The sequence below is a fragment of the Neglectibacter sp. CSJ-5 genome (assembly GCF_032490475.1).
Classification (GTDB): domain Bacteria; phylum Bacillota; class Clostridia; order Oscillospirales; family Acutalibacteraceae; genus Hominenteromicrobium; species Hominenteromicrobium mulieris.
In genome coordinates, this window is sequence record NZ_JAVYJC010000008.1 from 16,451 (window position 1) to 38,181 (window position 21,731).

Consider the following 21,731-nt stretch of genomic DNA (forward strand, 5'->3'; position numbering starts at 1 on the left):
GGCCTAAAAACCCTTTCACTTATATAGGTACATAAAATCGGAAAAACTCTCACCCAAAACGCAAAATTTTCCAAAAAAATTTGAGAGCCGCCAAAAAAGCAGCTCTCAAAGTGTGAATGTTCGGTTATTTCATCCGCGATAAACGGAACGTAGACAGCCTTCCCGCCGCTACCAGCAGCACCGGCAGGGCGTAGGCCGCATACTGCGCCGCACCGCCGTAGGCGATGAGCAGATTGTAAACGGCGTGAAGGGTTATGGCCGCGCCCAGCAGCCCCCAGGTGCCTGCAATTTTCAGCCATGTCCGCTGCCACGCATAGGCAAGCCCGCCGCCCACGATCAGACCGCAGAGAACGTGCATGGCTCCCGTGCCGAAGCCACGGAAGAAGATGAAGGAGAAGCGGTCTGCTCCGTTCTGAATGAGATAGCACACGTTTTCAAAGGTGGCAAAGGCAAGGGCAACTGTTATTGCGGCAGTCTTGATTTTGTCCCCTTCCGGCTCAAACACCAGAAGATAGAACACCAGCGGCAGCAGCTTCATCATCTCCTCCACCACCGGCGCAATCTCCACCGTGGCGGCAAGGGCGTCCGCCTGACACACCGACGCGAGGAAAGTATTGATGTAGGCCGAAAGCAGGCACACACCCATTCCGACGATGCAGAACAGAAAAAAGCGGAGATGCCGCCTGCCCATGCACAAAGCAGCCACCAGCAGCGGGGACACCATGCACAGAAATATGTTTTCAATATAGGTCATGCGTCCACCGCCTTTCTCACAGCGGGCAGCAGCCCCAATATGGTCAGCGTCAGCAGTATATCGCACCAGAAGACGGGGCTTGCCGGGGAAGTATCCGGCCAGAAGCAGCCCGCCGTCCAGAGCAGGTACTCCGCAAACACAAAACACAGTACCCCAACGTGGAAACACCGCATATTCCGCGCCGCGCCCGTCCGGGTCTCTGCATAGGCAAGCCCTCGAATGGCGCAGTAGGAAAGCCATATCATCATGCCGCACCAGATCAGGTTGGAGAGAATGTCCCCGAAGGTGCAGTAGAACGCCAGCAGCGGCACGCCGAACGCAGGCGCAAGCCACGCCCTGCGACAGCGGAAGCTGTGCTCATCTGCGCCCGCCAGCGTGGCCTGCAATATTCGCAGAAAAATCACACTGGCCACCCAGCCGAACTCCGACACATAAAACACCTTCGGCGTGGTATCGAACAGCAGCAGATACAGCGTCCAGTAGAGCGCGCCGAGAGCAAAGCAGCCGTAGAAGCACAGCAGCAGAAAATACGCCTGCCTGCGGCTTTTCCGGTAGGATATGCCCGAAAGCAGCGCGCCGACAAACGTGACCAGCAGCTGCAGCAGGTTCTCAATCAGCTCCATGCCGTTCCTCGCTTTCCTTATCCTGTGTGTCGTCCTGATTCATTTGTCGCAGCCGGAAGCACAAAACAGTCACGCACACGCCCAGAAGAAACGCCAGAAGCCCGATGACGATGTATCCCAAGGCCGCGCCGCCGTGAAAGATGCTTGCCGCCGTTTCAAAGCCCGCATAGCCACCGGTTTGAATTTTTACGGCAATATCAGGCAGGACGAAAGACACACCCACAATCAGCGCAAGGCATGCCGCCACAGCGGAAGCCGCGGTAATCGTATTGCGCCGCAGCCGTTTCTCCCGCTCCATCTTGGCGATGCGCCGCTTTGCCTCCGCGACGCGCTCTTCATGACTCCGCATTTGTAATCCCCTCCCGTTCCAGAAGCCTTCGCAGGCTTTCCTTTCCGCGATACACCATGTTGGTAATCTGCTTTACCGTTTTTCCCGTAACCTCCGCCGCCTGTGCGTAACTCATACCTTCAAAATAGGTCAGATACAGAACCTCTCGGTAATCCGGGTTCATTTCACCCATGCAGAAGTGCAGAATGCGGTTTCGTTCTTCCGTTCGGATAACCTCCTCCACAAGCAGCTGCCCGTCCGATTCATCGGTCAGCTCGTCCAAACGAAACAGACACTTCCGCTTGCTCTTATGGCGCAGCGCCATATTCCGCGCCGTCTTATACAGATATGCCTTGAAGCCACCGTCCCGGATGCGAGGCTTTTTCGTGAACAGATAGGCGAAAACATCCAGCATCAAATCCTCTGCTTCGTGGACATCGTGCAGATACCCGTCGATATACAGGGTTAGCGGATTGCCGTATTTTTTCATCAGGGCCTCCAGCCCCGCATCGTCGCCGTTCAAATATCGGTGGTAAAAAGTCTCGTCGCAGGTCATAGCGTTCACTTCCTTTTTGCGGGTGCTCCAAATGCAGAGGGGTATCCGCCAGGCGCTTGCCCTGCCGGAATTTCGGTGCCGTTCCTGAAAGCGCGGGTCGGACGGCTTTTCCTCGTTCTCTCTCTTAAATTATATCACAGGATACGTACGGATAGCAACCGGAACCGCAGATCATGCCAATAGCATGCGCAGCCTGCCCAAGGTGCTTTTAGGTGAGGTCACACTTCGTCCTTTCTCCTCTGCTCCAAAAGCCAGGCTGTCATGTCCCGCAAAGTATCCTTCACCGGGCGCGGATGATATGCAAAGCATTCCGATGCTGCGGCATGGCTGAATTGTCCGTTTGAGGCAAGGACGGCAACGGAATAAGGTGTGAAAAACAGCGGCTTTCGCTTCTTCAGGCTTCGATGTTCATAGTATGGAGCCGCCAGCTTTGCAAGTCCCAGTGGCAGGCAGATGGGGCGATACTTCCGCTTTGCGGTCTTTCCCACAAGCTGAAGCATCTTGCGAATGGTAACATAGTGGCCGGACAAAATGTATCCCTTACCGGGTTCTCCGTTCTCGGAACAGTCGAGAATGCCTTTTGCCACATCCCGTACATCCACGAAGTCATATCCGCCGCGAACGGCAAAGGGCAGCTTTCCGCGAAGAAAAGATTTCGCCATTGAGGTGAAGCTCCCTCCCTGTATGTCTCCCGGCCCGATGATGCCGGAGGGAAAGACAATGCTGGCATTCAGCCCGCGCTCCGCCGCATCGAAAACCAGCTCTGTTGCAGTTGCCTTGCTTTTGGCGTAATCTCCGTCCACAAGCCCCGGAGAGAATTCGCAATCTTCCGTAATGATGCAATCCTTTGACTTTTCCGGTATGGCATGGACGGAGCTGACATAGACCATTTTGCCCACATTATGCTTCATACATTGCCGGAGAACCCTCCATGTCCCGCCTACATTGACCTGATAGAGCTTCGAACCGGGTCTGGACGCGACAGAGACGATACCGGCGCAGTGAATCACACAGGTACGGCTGTCGGCATCCGCGAAGAAGTCTGCCAACGAGCTTTCCACGCACACATCACCGATGACGGTATGGACTTCTTTGGGGAGCAAATGGATATAGGGGTCATCACGCAGCACAAGCGCATGCACTTGCGCTCTGCGGCGTACCAGCTCCTCCGCAACAGCCCTACCGAGGAAGCCGGTAGCGCCTGTAACAAGATATTGATCAAACATGCAAAAAGCCTCCTCTCAAATAAGCATACAAGTGTTGATTATCTTTCACAAGTACAGTATACTTGAGAGGAAAGGCAGAAACAATCAGCACTTGCCATACGACTGAAAGAAAAGCAACATTGTCTGTTGAAGTGTTGCTTTTCTTTGTAAACTTTTTTGGGGAGGGGCTTTATATGGAGAAAATGGACGCAAGGAAACGCTATACGCAAATGGTGCTCAAGCAGTCTTTTCTGAAACTGCTGAAGGAAAAACCCGTAAACAGAATTACGGTGAAGGAGGTTTGTGCGCTGGCGCAGCTTAACCGCGCCACCTTCTATGCCCATTACAGCGATTGTTTTGCCCTGATGGCGAGCATTGAGAATGAACTCATCGATGCCTTTGAGAAATCCCTTCGCTATGTCAATTTGTTTGATGTGACGGCACTGATCGAAGCCCTTTACGATATGGTCGATCAGAATCAGGACGCCTGCCGGGTTTTGATTCTGGGGAATACAGGCGCAACGGTCCTCATGCGGATGATTGCTTTGGCCAAGGAGGAAAGCATTGCTTACTGGCGGAAAGAGCTGCCCCATGCCGACGAAACAGAGCTTGAGATGATGTATACCCATCTGTCAAACGGTTTGATGCATGTCGTTGTGGAGGGCTATGACAAGTATAGCAAAGAGGAAATGATCCATTTTGTCAACCGCGTTGTAAAAGCCAGTCTTTTGCTGTTTCAATCGCCCCAAAGTCCTCTTGCTTAACACAGCCTTTATGCCCGAACGGCATAATAAGCTTACAAAACGGTCGATGGTCAAAAAAGATGAGCCGATAAAAGCGGAACAGGCACGCTTTCGGTCATGCCTGTTCCAAGAAATATGAATTTTACCGCCTTGCCGTCCGGAATCCTTGTCCCGCTTTTTTCCTTTCCTCTCCAAATTTTTAATTCGCCGTACGCTTCTTGATTTTTGTAAACCCATGTGCTATATTGAGTGCATGGCGGCAACAAAATCCGCCAAAATTTTCTCTATTTTTATAGAGCACAAAGGGGTAAAACCAAATGAAACTCAGAAAACTCTGCGCATTGGCACTCGCCGGTCTGCTCACGCTCTCTGCACTTGCAGGCTGCACCTCCGCCAAAACCATCGTAGGGGGGAACACAAGCAGCACCTCCGCCGAGCCCTCCTCTTCCTCCGAAGCCGCCTCCGAAAACAGCACTGCATCCTCCGAATCCGAATCTTCGGCCTCCACTGGGGAAGCCATGTTTGCCTCCCTCGCTGATTATCTCGCCGATCCGGACGTAAAAGCGTCCATCGATGCCGAAATTGAAAATCAGACCGATGACAGCATGACGATCAAGGTCTACGCAGACGGCAATGCGCTCGTCTATGAATATCAGTTCACAGATGAATACGACCTCTCCGACGAAGACATAAAGCAGTCCGTGCTCGATGCTTTAAAAGAAGGCTGCGAAGAAAATGCTTCCACCTTTGAGGATATCGCCGATACACTCGAAAGCGAAGTAGGTCTCTCCGGCGTGCACGTCCGCCTCGTCTACTTGAACGGCGACGGCAGCGAAATTTACACCCACGACTTTGAATGATTATTTGTGTAATTTATAAATAAATTTTAAAGCGCCGTCCGCGAACCGCTTTCGGTTTGCAGACGGCGTGTTTTATTTGACAAGATTCGACATTTTTAAGTGAAATAAATCCTCTCACACCCACAGGTATTTCACGTTGCGCAGCAACATTTCACTGCCCGAAGGGCAATTTCACAAATTCCGAAGGGATTTATTTCGTTGAAAAAAGAGCCTTGTCTTTTTGACAAGGCTCTTTTTTCTGGTGACCCGGACGAGAATCGAACTCGTGTTACCGCCGTGAAAGGGCGGTGTCTTAACCGCTTGACCACCGGGCCAGATGGTAGCGGCAAATGGATTCGAACCATCGACACTTCGGGTATGAACCGAATGCTCTAGCCAACTGAGCTATGCCGCCATATCTGCTCTATAATGTAGCGTAGTTTATTATAATACACATTTTTTCTTTTGTCAAGTGCTTTTTCACTGGAAAATTCTATATTTCTGTGTTATACTGTTCTCAAATTGCGCGATAAGACGTAAGAAAAGCGTGAGAAGGGAGAAAACGCCGTGAAAATTCTGCTGAAAAAGCACTTCGGCTGGTTTTATGAAAAACTAAATAACGACGCCATCGACTCCTACGCGGCGCAGGTTTCGTTCTGGATCCTCATTTCGTTCATTCCGTTCCTCATGCTGATTTTGGCCCTTTTGCAGGTCATTCGATTTGAAGACACCTCGCTTCTCGTGGCATTCGTTCAAATGCTTCCGCCGCCGGTGGAAGAAGTTGTCAGTTACTTATTTCAAGAGGTGCACGCGCCGCAGACGCTCATTTCCATGACGGCTATCACCTGCGTTTGGTCCGCTTCCACGGCTATGGTAGCGCTGATCAAGGGGCTTTACTCTGTTTTTGACGTTTCCAAAAACCACAACTATATTTTTATGCGTATTTTAGCCATTTTATACACGGTCGTGTTCGTCATGACGCTGCTTGTCAGCATGGGCCTGATGGTCTTCGGCGACATGCTGTATGAATGGCTCATCACGGTGATGCCGCCGGCGTTCCCGACGCTCATCAACCGCTTTAAGCCCATCATGTCCTATGTCCTGCTGCTGTTCTTCTTCTGGTTGATGTTCATTGCCATTCCGCGCAAGCAGGTATCCCTGCGCAACGCGTTTTTCGGCGCGGCGCTGGCTTCTGCCGGGTGGGTCTTATTCTCGTTTTTCTTCTCCGTTTTCGTGGAGAACTTCGCAAACTACGCCACCATCTACGGCAGCCTTGCCGCTTTGGTCATTTTAATGGTATGGCTGTACGCCTGCATGTTTATTTTGCTCATCGGCGGCGAGATCGCCATGTGGCTGCAGCACAGCGGCATCAACCGCGATGTTTCCGACCTGAAAACAGAACGTCGCCGCCGCAAACTCATCTCAGAGAAAGGAAACGATGCAAATGGCAAAACCGCAGACAAGAAGTGAAACCGCCCTGCAAAGCGCCGTGATGCGCTTTGGCGATGACGCGTTCCGCATCTGTTATATGCACACAAAAAGCGGCAAAGAGACGCTTACGCTGCTTTCCGATGTATTTATGCAGTACTTTTTAGACACGCAAACCTTTAAAAGCGAAAGCGAGGAGCGCCTTTGGGTGCTGCGCACAGCGCACAAGACCTGCATGGACTATTATGCACAGAAAATTCGAAAAAAGCTGACGGACGAGCAGATTGCACAGCGCTCAAAAGACATGCCGTTTGAAACGCCGAAAGAGCTCTGCGACATTTTACGCCTGCATTACACGCTGCTGACGGCGGTGGCGCTGCACTACGGTGCAGGTGACAACACGCGCTTTATCGGCCGCGTGACCGGAAAATCCGCTTCTGCCGTGCAAAATCAGCTGGAAAAAGCCAAAAAAGCCGCGAACATGAGCGAGGACGAGAACATGAGCGAGGACGACCTGCGCGAATGGGTAGAAACCCTGGAAACGCCGGACGATCTTCTGCACCGCGTGTATTATTCTGTTTTGAATGAATCGAAAGACCCGCATTTTACCGCGAACAGCCGCGCAAAGCGTCTGAAGCGCAATGTAGACCGCGCCGTGCCGTTTGCGGCCGTAGGCGTCATCGTAATCTGTTTATTGTGCGTTGTCGCCGTACGCGCGGGGTGGTTCGGCACGAAATACGTGCGCACGCCGGACGTGATTTTAGAGAGCGACACGCCGGTCTCGTCCGCCGCAGAGAGCGAAGTGAGCCACGTGACGCTGACTCCGGAGCCGACCGCTTCCGAAGACACGCGCGAAGCCGTGAACATGTCGCTTTCGATTTTTGTGCCGAGCGACAGCGGCCTTGACCAGTACAGCTACAAGAGCCTGCCCGCAGACGGTGCGGTGCTCGTGCAGAAAATGGCAGAAAAGGGCGCATTTCCGGAGGATGTGACGCTGGACGCGCTCGACTACATTAAAGACGGCGAGGTTGTCTCCACGATGAAGAGCGGCGAAATGCCGGAGGTGCGTTTGCAGTTTTCCGGCGCTTTGCAGGAATATTTAGACTCCGCCAGCTCCACGTCTTCTCTGGAAGCCATTGCAAAGACGTTCCGTGCATTTTATGAAGCTGCGGGCATGACGCTTTCTAATCTTGAGGTATATTCGGACGGCAAGCCCGTCACCGTGGGCGATATGCAGATCAACTGCACATCGCTGATGTACGGCGAACTTCCCGTTTCCGCCGTTTTGGACGGCGACACAAACGAACCTACGGAGGGTTGATTTTGATGAAAATACTCGTGATTGACGGTCAGGGCGGCAAAATGGGTGCGGCACTGACCGACCAGATTAAAAAGAACATGCCGGACGCGGAAGTCGTTGCCGTGGGCACGAACAGCCTTGCCACAAGCGCCATGCTGCGCGCCGGTGCGGACGCTGCCGCCACGGGCGAAAACCCCGTTGTGGTAAACTGCACGTGGGCAGACGTCATCGTGGGCCCCATCGGCATTATTTTAGCAAACGCGCTTTGGGGCGAGATCACGCCGAAAATGGCGGCGGCCGTTTCCGAATGCGTCGCTAAGAAAATCCTGATTCCCGTCAACCGCTGCTCCGTAAGCGTAGTGGGCGTACAGGACAAGACGCTCTCGGAATACGTGCGGGATGCGGTCGCCATGCTGAAAAACATGCAGTGAGGAGCGTAAAACAAATGAAAACCGAACATATCGCATCTAAAAACGCGACTTTTCAGAAATTTGAAGTTTTAAAAACAAACCGCAACAAGCGCTATAAGCACGGCGAATTTTTTGTGGAGGGCGTACGCAACATCAACAACGCCGTTTTAAACGGCTGGGAGATCATTTCTTTTCTTTATAATGAGACGCGCGAGCTTTCGAGCTGGGCAAAGGAAAAGCTCGGCACGGTACATACAAAGGTGAATTACGCGCTGACACCGGCGCTCATCGCCGAGCTGAGCGGCAAAGAGGATACCTCGGAGCTACTTGCAATCATCAAAATGCGCGAGGACGACGTAAGTAGCCTGCCGCTTTCCAAGGTGCCGTTTCTGGCGCTGTTTGACCGCCCCTCGAACCACGGCAACCTCGGCACAATCCTGCGCTCCTGCGATGCGCTTGGCGTGGACGGACTGATCTTGACGGGTCACGCGGTGGATTTATATGACCCGAACGTGGTCTCCTCTACGATGGGCTCGTTCTTCTGCGTACCGACCGTGCGCATGGCGGACAACGACTCCGTTTTCGCGTTCATTGAGAAATTGCGCGCGCAGTACCCGGGCTTTCAGCTTGTGGGTACCACGGCGCACCACGAAAAGACGTTGGCGGACGTGGACTTCACCCTGCCGACCATGGTCATGATCGGCAACGAGACCGAAGGTCTGCGCCGTATCTATAAAGAAAAGAGCGATGTGCTCGCCACGATTCCGATGGATCCGAACGGTAGCGCAAGCTCCTTTAACGTCGCCTGTGCGGCGACCGTGATGTTCTATGAAGTTGTGCGGCAAAGGAACGCTTTCCGCACATAACCTCGCCCGATTAGAACGCAAATATGCGTTCTTTAAAATATACAGGGGAAAAAATTTTGGGAGGAAAACGTATGAAAGAAAGAGAAAAATTCGGTTCTCGGTTGGGATTTATTTTAGTTTCGGCCGGGTGCGCCATCGGTATCGGTAATGTGTGGAAATTCCCATACATTACCGGCATATACGGCGGCGCGGCATTCATCCTGATGTATCTTGTGTTTCTTGTGGCGCTGGGTCTGCCCATTATGGTGTGCGAATTCACCGTGGGCCGCGGCAGCCGCATGGGCATGGGCAAGGCGCTCGATACACTGGAACCGAAGGGCACGAAATGGCATCGCATGAAGTGGATCAGCATTTTCGGCAGCTTTTTGCTGATGATGTTCTACACCATGGTGGGCGGCTGGATGCTGAAATACGCATTTATGGAGGCAACCGGTACGTTTGTCGGCTTGGACGGCAAGGCGGTAGAGGGCGTGTTCGGCGATATGCTGACAAATCCGGGCACGCTGACGTTCTGGGCGATTGTCGCCATTGTTATTTCGTTCGGTGCGTGCGGCTTTGGCCTGGAAAAGGGCATTGAGAAAGTGACGAAAGTCATGATGATTGCCCTGCTGCTTTTGATGATTGCGCTGGCTGTGAACTCCGCATTTTTGCCGAATGCCGCGGCAGGCATCAAGTTCTACCTTGTGCCGGACTTCGGTGAAGTGGCAAAGAAAGGCTTCGGCAACGCGGTATTTGCGGCGATGTCGCAGGCGTTCTTCACGCTTTCCATCGGCATCGGCTCCATGGAGATCTTCGGCAGCTATCTGGACCGCAAAAAGCGCATTACGGGCGAAGCGGTGAACATTGTGCTGCTGGACACGTTTGTTGCGCTGATGGCGGGTTTCATCATTATCCCGGTGTGCTTTGCCTACGGGGTGGAGCCGGGCTCGGGTCCGTCGCTGCTGTTCATCACGCTGCCGACGCTCTTCAACAATATGGCAGGCGGCAGAATTTGGGGCACGCTGTTCTTTATCTTCATGTCGTTTGCGGCGCTTTCGACCATCATTGCGGTGTTCGAGGAGATTCTCGCATTCTTCATGGATATCTGCGGTTGGAGCCGCAAAAAGGCTGTGGGCGTGAACTTTGTGCTGATCACGGTGCTTTCCCTGCCGGCGATTCTCGGCTTTAATGTGCTTTCCGGCATTCAGCCTCTGGGTGAGGGCAGCAACATTATGGATATGGAGGACTTCCTTGTTTCTTCCAATCTGCTGCCGCTGGGCAGCCTTGTGTTCGTACTGTTCTGCGTGCGCAAAAACGGTTGGGGCTTTGAGAATTTCCTCAAGGAAGCGAACAAAGGCGAGGGCATTAGGTTCCCGCACTGGATCCGCCTTTACATGCAGTACATTCTGCCTCTGATTGTGGTCATCATTTACCTGAAAGGCTACTACGATATGTTCAGCGGCAAGAGCACGGCGGTGTTTGTGAGCTGGATGTGCTTTGCGGTGCTGCTGCTTTTCGTCATCTTCGGCGTTTCGATTTTTACGGGACGGAAGAAGACGGAAAGAACAAAGTGACCGTCAACGTGGGTTAAAAGTTTTGCTCAAACTTTTTCAAAAGCTTGTCCGTTTCCAAAAGTGAAACCTTTGGTCGTCGTCCGCAGACGACGAAACTCTTTTGCCTACCAAAAATCAGGAGAGGAGTTTCAAATGTCCGGTGGACATTTGAAATCGGGGAACCCTATTAAGGGGGGGGGCCGAAAAAGCGATAGCTTTTTAGAAAATTAAAAGGCCGCTGTATGATTTGCATTACGCACATACAGCGGTCTATTTTCATGTCCCCTCCAGCACAGTGCATTTACCGCACCTTGCGCAGCCGTTGCAGATCATGCGGCTGCCGCATTTTTCGCACTGGGGGCCGAAGTATTTTTCGTATTTTCGCCCGGCGTCGAACAGGCCGTAATCGTCTTCGAGCTTGAATTTCATCGGCTTGCCCTGATACGATATGCCGGATTTATACGCCATTTCGCTTTGCACGCGCTTATTCGGCAGGAAATACCGCCGACCGTCCTTGATGAAGTTTGTGCCCGTCTCGATAAAGCAGAACGTGACGTTTTGGTTTGCGCACTGCCTGTGCAGCGAGCGCACCCAGTCATAATCGCACGGACGCGCGCCGTCGTAGTTTTCGCCGCCGCAGATAACCTGCTCAATCTGCCCCATCGCGAGGTATTTTTCAATCTCTATGGGGCCGAGCAAGGGCGCTGTCATGATGCCCTTGTGCTTAAACGGCAGGCTGTGCAGAATGGGGATGCGCTCGTCCGCGCGGCGCTGATTTTCGCATGTGACGTTGAAAAAGATGTGCTCCCAACCGTCGCCCCAGTTATACGGCAAACATTTTTCTACGCGCTCCGGGCGTTTTGTGAGCAGAAAAAACGAAATGTCCCGCCGCTGATCCATGATCTCCCACGCTTCACGCCGCCACGGATCGGCCTGCTCCAAAAAGAAATCGGACGTCATGCACACGCGCAGCTGCTCGCCGCTTTTTACTTTGTAGTTGCCTGCGCGGTCGCGGCTCAAGGGATAGTGAAAGCCCGTTTTTGTGCGGTAAATTTCCGCGCCGTTATGCCCGCGCTGACTGTCGAGAAAATACATATAGCAGTGTGCGCAGCCCTCGCTGCACTTCACGCACCCGTGCCACGGGTTCCAAATATCGTGCATACCGTACCTCCTTATCACAGGGTAAGAAGCCGAAAGACCTGCTCTGCGCTTTCGGCGAGGTTTTCCGCCGCGGTTTCGGGGCGCATGGCTTCGTCTAATGTCGTCACGCCGCGCACAGCGGGGAAAAACGCCGTGATGCCGGCTTTGTTGCACGCTTCCGCGCCCTTTTCAATACCGCCCGCAAACGCGATGACGGGCTTGTGATACTTCTTAGCAAGCTTCGCCACGCCTACGGGCGCTTTGCCCATGGCGGTTTGGGCGTCCAGTCTGCCTTCACCCGTCACGACGAAATCGGCATTTTTGATTTTTTCCTCTAAGCGCGTTTCCTCCATGACGATCTCAATGCCGGGCATGAGCTCTGCGTGCAGGAACACGCCGAGTGCGAAGCCGAGGCCGCCCGCCGCGCCTGCGCCGGGGGTATCAAGGTCACTTTCGGGATACAGTTCTTTCGTCAATGCGGCGTAATTTCGCATATAGCCGTCCATTTCGCGAATCATTTCGGGCGTAGCACCCTTTTGCGGACCAAAGACGGCACTGCACCCGTTTTCGCCGCACAGCGGGTTTGTGACGTCGCACGCCGCGCGGATGACGCAGTTTTTGAGTGCGGGCAGGGCATTTTTGTTCTCGATTTTCGCGAGCACGCGCAGCCCCTCTGCGCCGAACGGGACGGGGTTGTCGTCTTTATCCAAAAGATCGAACCCGAGGGCTTGCAGCATGCCTGCGCCGCCGTCATTCGTTGCGCTGCCGCCGATGCCGAGGATAAACCGCTTACAGCCGCGATTTATTGCATCGCGCAGCATTTCGCCCACGCCGTAGGTGGTGGTTTTCATGGGGTTCCGCTTATCTTGGGGTACGAGCGGCAGGCCCGCTGCCTGTGCCATTTCCAATATGGCAAGGTCGCCTTTGACGCCGTATTCCGCCGTGACCTTCTCGCCGAGCGGACCCGTGACCCGCACGCGCACCGTTTCGCCGTGCAGGCCCTCTGTGAGCGCTGCAGACGTGCCTTCGCCGCCGTCCGCCACAGGGCACACCACGCACTCGATTGCGCCGTCTGCACGGCGTACGCCCTCTGCCACGGCCTTGCCTGCCTCTATGGAAGACAAACTGCCTTTAAACGAATCCATCGCAATCACAACGCGCACTCAAAACGCCCCCTAAGAATTTCTTTTCATCATAATAGCACGTTTGTTCCCTGCTTTCAAGGCAAATTTTTAGCTTCAATCAATTTTGTTTATATTGATTTTTGGAATATTTAAATAAAAGTTTTTTACTTTATTTAAAATCATTGACAAAAGTTTTCTTTTATGGTATAAAATACACAGAATAAATAAATTCCTAATTTTGCAAAAGGAGGCTTTTTCGTGACTTGGAGTAAATTGAAATGGACTGCTTTATTTTCAATGATTTTAGGGCATATTTACGCGGCTGTACCTGTTCAAACTATACTCTTGACTTATTTCAAAATAGAACCTGATGTTTCTTACCCCGTTGTCACTGCGCTGCAATGTATCGGTAGTATTGCTTTTCCTATTTATGCTTTCGGTATAGCGCAAGGCTGTATACATACGGATAATGCACTTTTTTATTGTCTCCGCCTTTTAGTATTTGCTATCATTGCCGAAGTTCCTTATAATCTCACATTGCGATATGGTTTTGTAAAATTCGCCTTCAACAATATTCTTTTTACTCTATTACTCGGTGCTGTCTGTTGCTTACTCTATGATTTTATTAAAAAGCAAATTTTTTCATGGGCAGCTTGGATTCCCGTTCTACTCCTTGTATTTTTAGCAGAAATTCTAAACGTTGAGGGTGGAGGTTTTGCTGTTATTTGCATTATCATCCCTTATGTTCTTTACCGGCGTCACAACAAAACGGCTTCCGTTATTTCTTTAGGTATCCTTATTGTTATATACTATGCTTTTATCAAACAATTTACAGGTTCTTTAGACGCTCCGTTCCAATGGCTAAATCCTCGCTATGACACCTCATCTTTCTTCCTTGAATGTGCATGTGCACTAATTGGTATTCTGTTGCTCATAAGTTACAACGAAAAAAAAGGAAAAGCTTACTGCCAATGGTTTCATTATATCGCCTACCCGGCACACTTGTTATTGCTCTATATACTCAACACCTGCATAATTAAAATTTAATTTTGTCTTTTCTAAGATAGGAGTGATTTCAATGCACAATCCATCTCACCACATGAATCGTACATCGAATATCACAAAATCTCATTTGGAGGTAAAGTTATGAAGAAGAATTTTAAAATTAAAATGACATCCCTGTTCTTAGCGATCATCTTTGTTATTGCACTGCCGATTTCCATTTCTGCACAAACGGTTGACATTCCTTCTCCAAACTCGGAAGTTCAGCCTCAATCTTTTACTCGAGAATACACAACATATCTAACTTCTTCAACGCGCCAAGTTATGAGTGACGGCAATTGGTTTGGCGAGGAACTTGTCATTGTTCGTTTTACTTCTTCTGAAGGGCCAACCTCAATATCTGTATACGCCCTTGATAGTGCTGGCAACAAAATTGGTCCGCGCACAATAAGTTTGGGTGGTGCCGCTTCGTTTGTTTTGAAAAACGTTTCGGGATCATTTGAAATTTATGCCAGTTCAAACGCTGGAAAGAACGGAAATGTTAAGTTAACTGTTGTTCTTTCTACATACGCTTAAATTAAGCAAATTCACTTCATCAGACGTTTAAAAAGGGAGTAAAGTTGACATTCGTCAACTTTACTCCCTTTTTTCGAAAAAACGCAGGAAAGCGCTTTGCCTTCCTGCGTTTTGTATTCTATGAAATTACTTGAGGGTAATGGGCTTTACAGGTTTGTTCTCCTCGCGGGCGCTGGTCTTGCCCTCGGGCTTGATTTCGCCTGCGGCAAGCAGGGAACGCTTTGTGAGAGACGGGCCGATGAGCTCATACACCAGCACGGAGAACAGCACGACGTTGCGCACGATGCTGCCGTCTGTAAGGGACGTAGCGGTGAGCGCCATGCCGAGCGCCACGCCGGCCTGCGGCAGAAGCGTGATGCCGAGATGCTTTTTGATGTGGTCACTGCACTTTGTCATGGCGCAGCTGATGTAAGAGCCGGAGATCTTACCGAGCGAACGGAAGACGATGTAAATGATGCCGATGAGCAGCACGAGCGGGTTGCTTAAAATATTCAAATCGAGCTCCGCGCCGGAAAGCACGAAGAACAAAATGTTGATGGGGCCTGTCCAGCGATCCAGACGGCTCATCAGCTCTTCGGAAGCGCTGCACACATTGCAGAAGACCGTACCGGTCATCATGCAGACGAGCAGCAGAGAGAAACCGATCTTCACGCCGCCGAGCTCAAATTCCATGGAGGAGATACCAACCATGAGAAGCACGAAGGCGACCGTGAGGGACAAACGCTTACTGCGGGAGTGGAAATAGGTCTCTAACCAGTTGAGCGCAAGGCCGGAAAGTGCGCCGAGCACGAGGGAAATCACGATCTCGATGATGGGCTCTAAAATGACGCTGACAACACTGATGCTGCCCATTTCGAGCGCGCCGGCGATGCCGAAGGACACGGAGAACAGCACGAGGCCCACAGCGTCATCGATGGCGACGACCATGAGCAGGAGCTTTGTGAGCGGGCCGTCTGCCTTATACTGGCGCACGACCATGAGCGTAGCCGCCGGGGCCGTAGCCGCGGCGATGGCACCGAGGGTGATGGCAGAGGGCAGCGAAAGGAGGGTGGGATTGATGAGATGCAGGACAATGAGGGCGATATCGACCACAATAGTCGTGATGACCGCCTGCAGAATGCCGACGGTGATGGCCTGCTTACCCATCGTTTTGAGCTGCGAGACGCGGAACTCGTTGCCGATGGCGAACGCGATGAAGCCGAGCGCCGTCTGCGTGATGACGCTGAGGCCCTCCACCTGCTCCAGAGAATTGAAGCCGATGTACGGAATGTTCAGCGCGCCGAGACAGAACGGACCGATGAGCAGACCGCCGACGAGGTACGCCGTGACCGCAGGCAGATGTACGAGCTTTGCCAAGCGGGACATCAGCAGACCGACGACCAGAGCGATGGCCAGACAAATCAGGGTTTTTTCCACTTTTTGAACACTTACCTTTCTTCGAGGTACGCGTGCGGCCGCACAGGAAAACGCAAACCTCCGCCCCTCCGTTTGTATATCTTTTTTCTTTGTCCGCCTGCCGCCGGAGCACGCAGACGAAAAAAGCAGAATTCCAAAAAAGTTTACAACAATTTCACGGATATGTCAATGTTTTTTGACGCCATGTTTTAGGGAAAAAGGCGTTTTTTCCCGTTGTTTTGCTGAATATGGTAAGTCGTGAAGTAAAACCTGTTGAAGGAATAAAGTTTTGCTCAAGCTTTCTGCGCGGACAGCTAAAAGCAAGCGTAAATGAAAAAATCCCTCTGACAGAGGGAGCTTATAGTTTTTGAAAAATAAAAAAGAACCACATTTCTGTGATTCTTCTAAGTGTTGGCGCCAACCTATCGTCCCGGGCCGTTGCCAGCCGAGTATTTTCAGCACAAACGAGCTTAACTTCTGTGTTCGGTATGGGAACAGGTGGACCCTCGTTGTAATCAACACCAACTATTCTGTTTGCCGTTTCATCTGACGGCTTTGTTATAATACCACATCTCTTTCTAAATTGCAAGCCTTTTTTTAAAAAAACTTCAATAAATTTTAAAAAAAGCAAAATATGGTACACCAAACATTTTGCATACCATATTTTGTAGGTTATTCTTCTGTGTAATCACCGGTGTCATCCGTATAGTCGCCCGTATCATCGGTGTAATCCCCTGTGTTGTCCGTATAATCGCCGGAATCGTCCGTGTAGGTGTCGCCGGCGGTGTCCGTTGTATCGGTGTTATCGGTGCTGTCGCCGTTCGGATCGGGGGTCGGCGTGGGGGTGGGCGACGGCTCCGGCGTTTTGTTGCCGAGGAGATAATCTGCCCAAATGGCGCAGCCCTCATCGTTTAAGTGGATACACAGGCCCTCGGGGTCGGCGCAATACTCCGCGGGGAGGTAGCCCTCTGTACAGAATGCGGCGATGTTTAAAAACTTCAGGTTCTTTTTGCCCGTGCAATAGGTCTGCATCGCTTCGTTATACTGCGCGATGGTGCCGCTGCTGAGCCCCTGATAGTCAATCCACTCCAGCATGGGCGTAACGGCCTGCACGGTAATTTCAAGGTTCGGGTACTTCGTTTGCAGCGCGGAAATAACTGCCTGCGCAGTGGACGTGACGTCGGAGACGTCGTTATACGTGAGGTCTTCCTTGCCGAGTTGAATGTAAAGCTTCGTCGCGGAGAAACGGTCGATGGCTTCCGTGACGGTGAGAGCGGTGTCATCGTCGAGCCACAGGCCGCCCTCCCCGCCGTTTAGTTCGTTCTGCGCTTCGCCCCACGAATAATCACTGCGGGTCATGAATTCCGCGTCGCTCAAAGCGGTGGTGCTGCCTGCGCCGTCCGTGACGTAGTTTTTCAGGCACGTCGTCATGCTGTCGCCGATGAAAAGCGCGCCGTCGAAAGCGGAAGACGGCGTAGGCGCGGCGGAAGCGGTGTTTTCTGCCGGTGCAGCGCTGGCCTGCGGTTTTACGGTGGAGAAGAACTCCGGCTCGCCGTCTGCGGCGATACTGCTGATGGGTGTGCGCACACCGGCAGCACTGGCCACGCCGAGGGCAACGAGCGCCACGAGCACAGCGGCGGTGCAGACAACCGCCACGCGGAACTTGTTGATCTTCTTCTTTTTATGAGACACGCCTGCTTTTCGCGGCGCTTTCGGGGCTTCCGTCTTCTGCGGGACATTCTGTGCGGCCTGCTCTGCGGCTCGCCTTGTGCGTCGCTCCGCACGGGCGGCTGCGCGCTGTGCCTGCCGCTCTTCCTCGCGCATAGCAGCGGGGCGTTTTCTTTTGTTTGCCAAAATATAGTCATCCTTTCGGAATATTTCTTTGTTATCTTGGGTTTATTGTACGGCGCGGGAAAGATTCTGTCAAGTAAAGAGGACACCGCGCAGCGCTGCGGGTGCCCTCTTTTACGGTTTATTTAAATTTATACGCTTTATGAATGTTTACACGCGCGTGAGGCGCACGGCCATGTACTCGTGGCCCGGCAGCGCAATGCGGAACTTGCCGCTGTGCACGCCGGCATCGGTGATGGTCATGTTCCACGTATCGATGACCTCCACGCGCCAGTTTTCGCCCGCGGGCTTTACGAAATCGCGGAAGCTCGGGCGGCCGAAGCCGTAGTAGTGAATCTCGTAGCCGGTGACGGGGATCATCTCGTCCGGCACGGCGACGGTCTCATCAAATGCGCCGGGGCCTTGCTTCAAGCCGAGACCGGGCGTCTGCGTGAGAATTTCATGCAGGAAACGGATGCGCACGGGGCTTTCGCCGTGCAGCTTGCCGCCGTGGCTCCACCATAGGATGTCTTCGGGGTTCATGAAGGTCTCGCCGTGGCCTGCGTAGCCGCCGCGCATGGAAGCTTCCCAGAAGCGGCGGGTGAGCTCCTGCCCGGAGATATTGCCCCAGCCCATATCGATATTGCCTTCGTAGGCAATCTCATCCCACACGATGGGCTTTTGGTAGCGCGTGCGGTAATCGGTGGTGTATTCCACGTGACGGTAGAGATCCTGACGCTGTAAGCTGCAATGCGTAATCCACGGACGGGTGTGGTCGTAGAACGGCACGCAGTTGTGGATGGAACGCATGTGGTTGTACGGATCTTTTTTGCAGAGCAGGTCTGCGTAGTGCTCCCAGTCCTCAAGCTTCTTGGCGTGCATGAGGTCGTATTCGTTTGCAAGACTCCACCACACGTTGCGGTAGGCGGAGAAGCGCGCGATGACGTAGTTCCAGTAGAGGTCGTCTTGCTCGCGGTTCATGGCGGAGAAGCCCCAGCGGTCGTAGGGGTGCATAACGATGATGTCGGCCTCGATGCCGCGCTCCTGCAATTCTACGATACAGCGCTCCATGCGGCGAAAATGCTCGGGGTTAAAACGCGTAAAATCCCAGTTGTTGCCGGAAAAATCGACGAAATACGAGAAGTTTTCTTCGGTGAGGTTTGAATTATCGACCGGAGTTCCCTCATACGGGAAGGTCTCCGGGTCGCGGAAATTGTGGATGTAGTGCTTCGGAAAGACGCAAAAACGCATTTTGTTGAAGTAGCCCTTATCGAGCTCCTCGAGCGTTTGCTTGTGCACTTCTTCCGGCTGGTGCGCCCACGCGTAGCACGTGGTGCCGACGGAATAGTACGGCGTGGTGTCTTCATAGGCGAAATGGTACGTGTTCGCAATACGCACCGGGCCGTGGTTATTGCCGGTCGGCTCCGTTACGGTGAAATCGCCGGCAGACTCCGCTTCCGGGAAGCTGCCGACCGTTTCATAGACGTAATCGCCCGTAAAAGAGGGCATGAAGCGCACTTTATAAACGCCGTCGCCATCATAGAAGCCGTCTACCGTGACGATCTCGTTTTTGCTGCGGAACGTGGCGGAAACGGACTGCTCCGTAAACGGGTTGCCCGCAGACGGGCCCTTGAGGGAAACTTCAAAAATCCCCCATTTTTCTACTGTATTCATTAGATGTCACCCCTTATTTCTCGATGACGCCTTCATAATTCATGCCGAAGCCGTAATCATACGCATGACCGAATTCGTCTACGTGTACCTCGAGGTCGAACGGGACGTCTTCGCAGTGCTTTTCCACGGTGTCCATGTCCTTCGGCATCTGCACGGGCAGACGGCCGGTGGGATTGTAATCACCGAAGACGACGTCGAGCACCGCGGCACGGGAAACACCGAACTCGACGACGATGCCGTCCGCTTCACGCTCAAACTCGTGCATGACCATTGGGTTGTTGATCGCTGCGCAGACAATGACGGGCTTGTCTCCCATCGCCTCGCGACAGTTTAGAATGTTATCCAGGTCGCATTCATTATAGGCAATATTCGTTTTGCCGCGGTAGCTGCGGTTCGTGAAATTCTCGCGGAAATCGCCGCCCGCAATACTCACTTCGCGCGCGTTCACCGCCGTATAGGGGCGGTACTGGAGTGTGATGGGCAGGTAACCGTTGCCGCCGTTTGCGACATCTTCCGTAGAATACGCGTTGCACGCGGGGCTTTCCACAAAGACAAGCGCCACGTCCGCTTCCTCGGGCGTATGGACGCGCACGCCGTATTTCGAGATTACCTCGTCCGTCACGGGGTCTTCCGTGTGTGCGGGAATATCGTTGCGCATGAAACCCTTCATGGTGCGGAGCTCGCGCTGCGGCACATAGATTTTGAGCCCTTTTTTGAGCGGCAGACAGTGATTGCGATTCTTTAATAAGACGACAGATTTGCGTTGTGCGTCATAGCCGTGGGCGCAGAATTCCGCGTTGCCGACAATCTTGGCGGACTCTTCGGGGTCGAGATACGGGTTCTCGAACAGGCCGCACCGGAAAATATTTTTGAGCAGACGCGCGGCGGAGCGCTCCATTCTGGCGCGCATGGCTTCTTCGCCGACCTTTTCGCAGCCGATTTGATACGCTTCCATGATGGGCGCAATCTCTGCGTTGCCGCCGAACTGGTCTACGCCGTTCATGATGGCGACGAAGCAGCGCTCGCCCTCGGTCATGTTTTCCATATTAAAGCAGCGGCTTGCAAACGTATCCATAATGGGTGCGGGATCCTGCGTGATGCCCCAGTCTGTGCAAACGACACCCTGAAAGCCGTATTTTTCGCGCAGGAGATCTTTGATGAGATACTCGCTGTACGAGTTGCCGACGTTTTTGCCGTTTTTGGTATCGAGGCCCCAAGAAACCGTGTAGTACGGCATGACGGCAGAGGCGCTTTCGGTGGGGCCGTCTAATTTAAACGCCGCTTCCGTAAACGGTTTCCTGTGTTCTTCGGAATTATTGCCCGGGTAAACCGCGTATTTGCCGTAGGCATAGTGTGCATCGCGGCCGGCCTCGCCCGTGCCGCCGCCCGGCCAGTGCTTGACCATGGTGTTTACGCTGTCATATCCCCAGCCGTTCTCGGAGCCCTTTGTGGTCTGCATACCGTCACAGTACGCCTTGACCATTTTCTTTGTCATTTCAAGATTTTCACCGAGCGTATCGACAAAGCGCATCCAGCGCGGCTCGGTGCAAAGGTCAATCTGCGGGCCGAGCGCCGTGGTGATGCCGAGCGCACGGTATTCTTTCGACGCATCCTCCGCGAACCGGCGGACGACCTCGGGGTCAAAGCACGCAGCAAAACCGACACCCTCCGGCCACTTGCTGACGTCGCTGCCGGCGGTTTTAAACTCTACGCTGCCGCTGCCGCGCGCACCGTTGCGCGGGTCGGAGGAAATGTTCACTGGGATGCCGTGCGGCATGCTTTCGGCAAGCTTTTGCAGCTCATTGTTCCACTTTGCGGCAGTCTTCGCGTCTTCTACCGTAATCATGAGGACGTGGCGAATGTGCTCTTTGCTCATGAATTCCTTCTGCTGGTCGGTAAGCGTATACGCAGGAACATTTGCTTCTGCGTACTGTTTTCCGCCGTATGTACCGCCGAACGGGCCAAACGCCATGGGCGGCACCGCCTGGTGCGGCGAATAGAGCATGAGACCCGCAATCTCCTCTGTTGTCAGGCGGGAAGCAAGGTCTGCGGCGCGCTCCTCAACGGGCAAACGCCAATCTTCATACGGGAGAAGCTCGCCGGTCTTCTCCAAGTCTTTAAAATACAGGCCGTCTTTTTCGATGAGCTCTACGCCGGACGACGCAGACCACGCGAGCGGCTTGCCGTTTTCGGGATAGGCGCGGACAATGCCGTCTCTTTCCGTTTTTTTCACGTTCATTACATACACCTCTTTGTTTGGATTAAAACAAGGAATTTCCGCATTTGCTTTTGTACAAAGTATAGCGCATTTCCTATAAGAAGTAAAGATTTTTATAAGATGTGTCATACGGGCTGTATGCACAGAAAAGCACGAGAAAACGGCGTATTTTTTTCCTTGCGTTAAAG

General features: G+C 52.8%; 20 protein-coding genes, 2 tRNA genes and 1 rRNA gene. 9 read left to right on the forward strand and 14 right to left on the reverse strand.

Features of this window, described 5'->3' with window-relative positions:
* Nucleotides 1-124 precede the first annotated feature (124 nt).
* The 5 genes from R2K26_RS13480 to R2K26_RS13500 all read right to left on the reverse strand — a co-directional run bounded on the left by R2K26_RS13480 (nt 125) and on the right by R2K26_RS13500 (nt 3,487).
* On the reverse strand, nt 125-754 hold the full coding sequence (locus R2K26_RS13480) for a PrsW family glutamic-type intramembrane protease (RefSeq protein ID WP_316522593.1): 630 nt from the start codon (nt 752-754) through the stop codon (nt 125-127).
* Entirely contained in the window at nt 751-1,377 is a 627-nt protein-coding gene (locus R2K26_RS13485) for a histidine kinase (protein WP_316522597.1), read from the reverse strand. Before R2K26_RS13485 ends, R2K26_RS13480 begins: the two co-directional genes overlap by 4 nt.
* Nucleotides 1,364-1,726, reverse strand: coding sequence for a DUF4179 domain-containing protein (locus tag R2K26_RS13490; RefSeq protein ID WP_316522601.1), 363 nt, complete (start codon nt 1,724-1,726; stop codon nt 1,364-1,366). The genes R2K26_RS13485 and R2K26_RS13490 overlap by 14 nt, the downstream gene beginning before the upstream one ends.
* The gene (locus R2K26_RS13495) at nt 1,713-2,261 is read right to left on the reverse strand and encodes a sigma-70 family RNA polymerase sigma factor (RefSeq protein WP_316522605.1); all 549 of its coding nucleotides are present in this window, start codon (nt 2,259-2,261) and stop codon (nt 1,713-1,715) included. The genes R2K26_RS13490 and R2K26_RS13495 overlap by 14 nt, the downstream gene beginning before the upstream one ends.
* Before the next feature lie 218 nt (nt 2,262-2,479).
* Nucleotides 2,480-3,487, reverse strand: a complete 1,008-nt coding sequence (locus R2K26_RS13500; RefSeq protein WP_316522607.1) for an NAD-dependent epimerase/dehydratase family protein — start codon at nt 3,485-3,487, stop codon at nt 2,480-2,482.
* 173 nt (nt 3,488-3,660) lie between these two features.
* On the opposite strand from R2K26_RS13500, the gene R2K26_RS13505 reads away from it, so the two are divergent.
* Both R2K26_RS13505 and R2K26_RS13510 read left to right on the forward strand, forming a co-directional pair.
* Entirely contained in the window at nt 3,661-4,230 is a 570-nt protein-coding gene (locus tag R2K26_RS13505) for a hypothetical protein (RefSeq protein ID WP_316522612.1), read from the forward strand.
* A gap of 296 nt (nt 4,231-4,526) precedes the next feature.
* Nucleotides 4,527-5,069, forward strand: coding sequence for a DUF4854 domain-containing protein (locus tag R2K26_RS13510; RefSeq protein ID WP_316522615.1), 543 nt, complete (start codon nt 4,527-4,529; stop codon nt 5,067-5,069).
* A gap of 239 nt (nt 5,070-5,308) precedes the next feature.
* Here R2K26_RS13510 and R2K26_RS13515 read toward each other — a convergent pair.
* Nucleotides 5,309-5,383 (reverse strand) — tRNA-Glu (locus R2K26_RS13515).
* Between the two features lie 3 nt (nt 5,384-5,386).
* Nucleotides 5,387-5,463: transfer RNA gene (locus R2K26_RS13520), tRNA-Met, on the reverse strand.
* Between the two features lie 152 nt (nt 5,464-5,615).
* Between R2K26_RS13520 and R2K26_RS13525 the strand changes: the two genes are divergently transcribed.
* From R2K26_RS13525 to R2K26_RS13545, 5 genes are all read left to right on the forward strand, one after another.
* Nucleotides 5,616-6,518: a YihY/virulence factor BrkB family protein gene (locus tag R2K26_RS13525; RefSeq protein WP_316522618.1), complete on the forward strand. Its 903-nt coding sequence runs from the start codon at nt 5,616-5,618 to the stop codon at nt 6,516-6,518.
* Nucleotides 6,493-7,797 (forward strand): sigma-70 family RNA polymerase sigma factor, encoded by a 1,305-nt coding sequence (locus R2K26_RS13530; RefSeq protein WP_316522621.1) that lies wholly within the window; start codon nt 6,493-6,495, stop codon nt 7,795-7,797. Before R2K26_RS13525 ends, R2K26_RS13530 begins: the two co-directional genes overlap by 26 nt.
* 5 nt (nt 7,798-7,802) lie before the next feature.
* Nucleotides 7,803-8,207, forward strand: a complete 405-nt coding sequence (locus R2K26_RS13535) for a DUF3842 family protein (protein WP_176821336.1) — start codon at nt 7,803-7,805, stop codon at nt 8,205-8,207.
* A gap of 14 nt (nt 8,208-8,221) precedes the next feature.
* Entirely contained in the window at nt 8,222-9,052 is an 831-nt protein-coding gene (locus R2K26_RS13540; RefSeq protein WP_316522628.1) for a TrmH family RNA methyltransferase, read from the forward strand.
* A 71-nt stretch (nt 9,053-9,123) separates the two neighbouring features.
* A complete protein-coding gene (locus R2K26_RS13545; RefSeq protein ID WP_316522631.1) occupies nt 9,124-10,605 on the forward strand; it encodes a sodium-dependent transporter in 1,482 nt (493 codons plus the stop codon).
* Between the two features lie 255 nt (nt 10,606-10,860).
* Here the strand turns inward: R2K26_RS13545 and R2K26_RS13550 are convergent, their stop codons facing one another.
* Entirely contained in the window at nt 10,861-11,745 is an 885-nt protein-coding gene (locus R2K26_RS13550; RefSeq protein WP_316522634.1) for a DUF5131 family protein, read from the reverse strand.
* Between the two features lie 14 nt (nt 11,746-11,759).
* Nucleotides 11,760-12,887, reverse strand: coding sequence for a glycerate kinase (locus R2K26_RS13555; protein WP_316522639.1), 1,128 nt, complete (start codon nt 12,885-12,887; stop codon nt 11,760-11,762).
* Between the two features lie 219 nt (nt 12,888-13,106).
* Here R2K26_RS13555 and R2K26_RS13560 point away from each other — a divergent pair, with 219 nt between their 5' ends.
* Nucleotides 13,107-13,895 carry a TraX family protein gene (locus R2K26_RS13560; protein ID WP_316522642.1) on the forward strand — a complete coding sequence of 263 codons (789 nt, stop codon included), beginning with the start codon at nt 13,107-13,109 and terminating at the stop codon, nt 13,893-13,895.
* A 99-nt stretch (nt 13,896-13,994) separates the two neighbouring features.
* Complete coding sequence (locus R2K26_RS13565; RefSeq protein ID WP_316522646.1) at nt 13,995-14,426, forward strand: hypothetical protein; 432 nt, start codon at nt 13,995-13,997, stop codon at nt 14,424-14,426.
* A 126-nt stretch (nt 14,427-14,552) separates the two neighbouring features.
* Here R2K26_RS13565 and R2K26_RS13570 read toward each other — a convergent pair whose 3' ends face one another.
* From R2K26_RS13570 to R2K26_RS13590, 5 genes are all read right to left on the reverse strand, one after another.
* Nucleotides 14,553-15,842 (reverse strand): cation:proton antiporter, encoded by a 1,290-nt coding sequence (locus R2K26_RS13570; RefSeq protein WP_316522648.1) that lies wholly within the window; start codon nt 15,840-15,842, stop codon nt 14,553-14,555.
* Between the two features lie 388 nt (nt 15,843-16,230).
* Nucleotides 16,231-16,347 (reverse strand): 5S ribosomal RNA (rrf, locus tag R2K26_RS13575).
* A 146-nt stretch (nt 16,348-16,493) separates the two neighbouring features.
* Complete coding sequence (locus R2K26_RS13580; protein ID WP_316522650.1) at nt 16,494-17,675, reverse strand: GDSL-type esterase/lipase family protein; 1,182 nt, start codon at nt 17,673-17,675, stop codon at nt 16,494-16,496.
* 147 nt (nt 17,676-17,822) lie between these two features.
* Entirely contained in the window at nt 17,823-19,325 is a 1,503-nt protein-coding gene (locus tag R2K26_RS13585) for a DUF5605 domain-containing protein (RefSeq protein WP_316522654.1), read from the reverse strand.
* 13 nt (nt 19,326-19,338) lie between these two features.
* Nucleotides 19,339-21,564, reverse strand: coding sequence for a glycoside hydrolase family 3 N-terminal domain-containing protein (locus tag R2K26_RS13590; protein WP_316522656.1), 2,226 nt, complete (start codon nt 21,562-21,564; stop codon nt 19,339-19,341).
* Nucleotides 21,565-21,731 lie beyond the last annotated feature (167 nt).

Coding starts and splice junctions, on each gene's coding strand:
- R2K26_RS13480 (WP_316522593.1), bottom strand. CDS start 754: ATGACCTATATTGAAAACATATTTCTGTGCATGGTGTCCCCGCTGCTG.
- R2K26_RS13485 (WP_316522597.1), bottom strand. CDS start 1,377: ATGGAGCTGATTGAGAACCTGCTGCAGCTGCTGGTCACGTTTGTCGGC.
- R2K26_RS13490 (WP_316522601.1), bottom strand. CDS start 1,726: ATGCGGAGTCATGAAGAGCGCGTCGCGGAGGCAAAGCGGCGCATCGCC.
- R2K26_RS13495 (WP_316522605.1), bottom strand. CDS start 2,261: ATGACCTGCGACGAGACTTTTTACCACCGATATTTGAACGGCGACGAT.
- R2K26_RS13500 (WP_316522607.1), bottom strand. CDS start 3,487: ATGTTTGATCAATATCTTGTTACAGGCGCTACCGGCTTCCTCGGTAGG.
- R2K26_RS13505 (WP_316522612.1), top strand. CDS start 3,661: ATGGAGAAAATGGACGCAAGGAAACGCTATACGCAAATGGTGCTCAAG.
- R2K26_RS13510 (WP_316522615.1), top strand. CDS start 4,527: ATGAAACTCAGAAAACTCTGCGCATTGGCACTCGCCGGTCTGCTCACG.
- R2K26_RS13530 (WP_316522621.1), top strand. CDS start 6,493: ATGGCAAAACCGCAGACAAGAAGTGAAACCGCCCTGCAAAGCGCCGTG.
- R2K26_RS13535 (WP_176821336.1), top strand. CDS start 7,803: ATGAAAATACTCGTGATTGACGGTCAGGGCGGCAAAATGGGTGCGGCA.
- R2K26_RS13540 (WP_316522628.1), top strand. CDS start 8,222: ATGAAAACCGAACATATCGCATCTAAAAACGCGACTTTTCAGAAATTT.
- R2K26_RS13545 (WP_316522631.1), top strand. CDS start 9,124: ATGAAAGAAAGAGAAAAATTCGGTTCTCGGTTGGGATTTATTTTAGTT.
- R2K26_RS13550 (WP_316522634.1), bottom strand. CDS start 11,745: ATGCACGATATTTGGAACCCGTGGCACGGGTGCGTGAAGTGCAGCGAG.
- R2K26_RS13565 (WP_316522646.1), top strand. CDS start 13,995: ATGAAGAAGAATTTTAAAATTAAAATGACATCCCTGTTCTTAGCGATC.
- R2K26_RS13585 (WP_316522654.1), bottom strand. CDS start 19,325: ATGAATACAGTAGAAAAATGGGGGATTTTTGAAGTTTCCCTCAAGGGC.
- R2K26_RS13590 (WP_316522656.1), bottom strand. CDS start 21,564: ATGAACGTGAAAAAAACGGAAAGAGACGGCATTGTCCGCGCCTATCCC.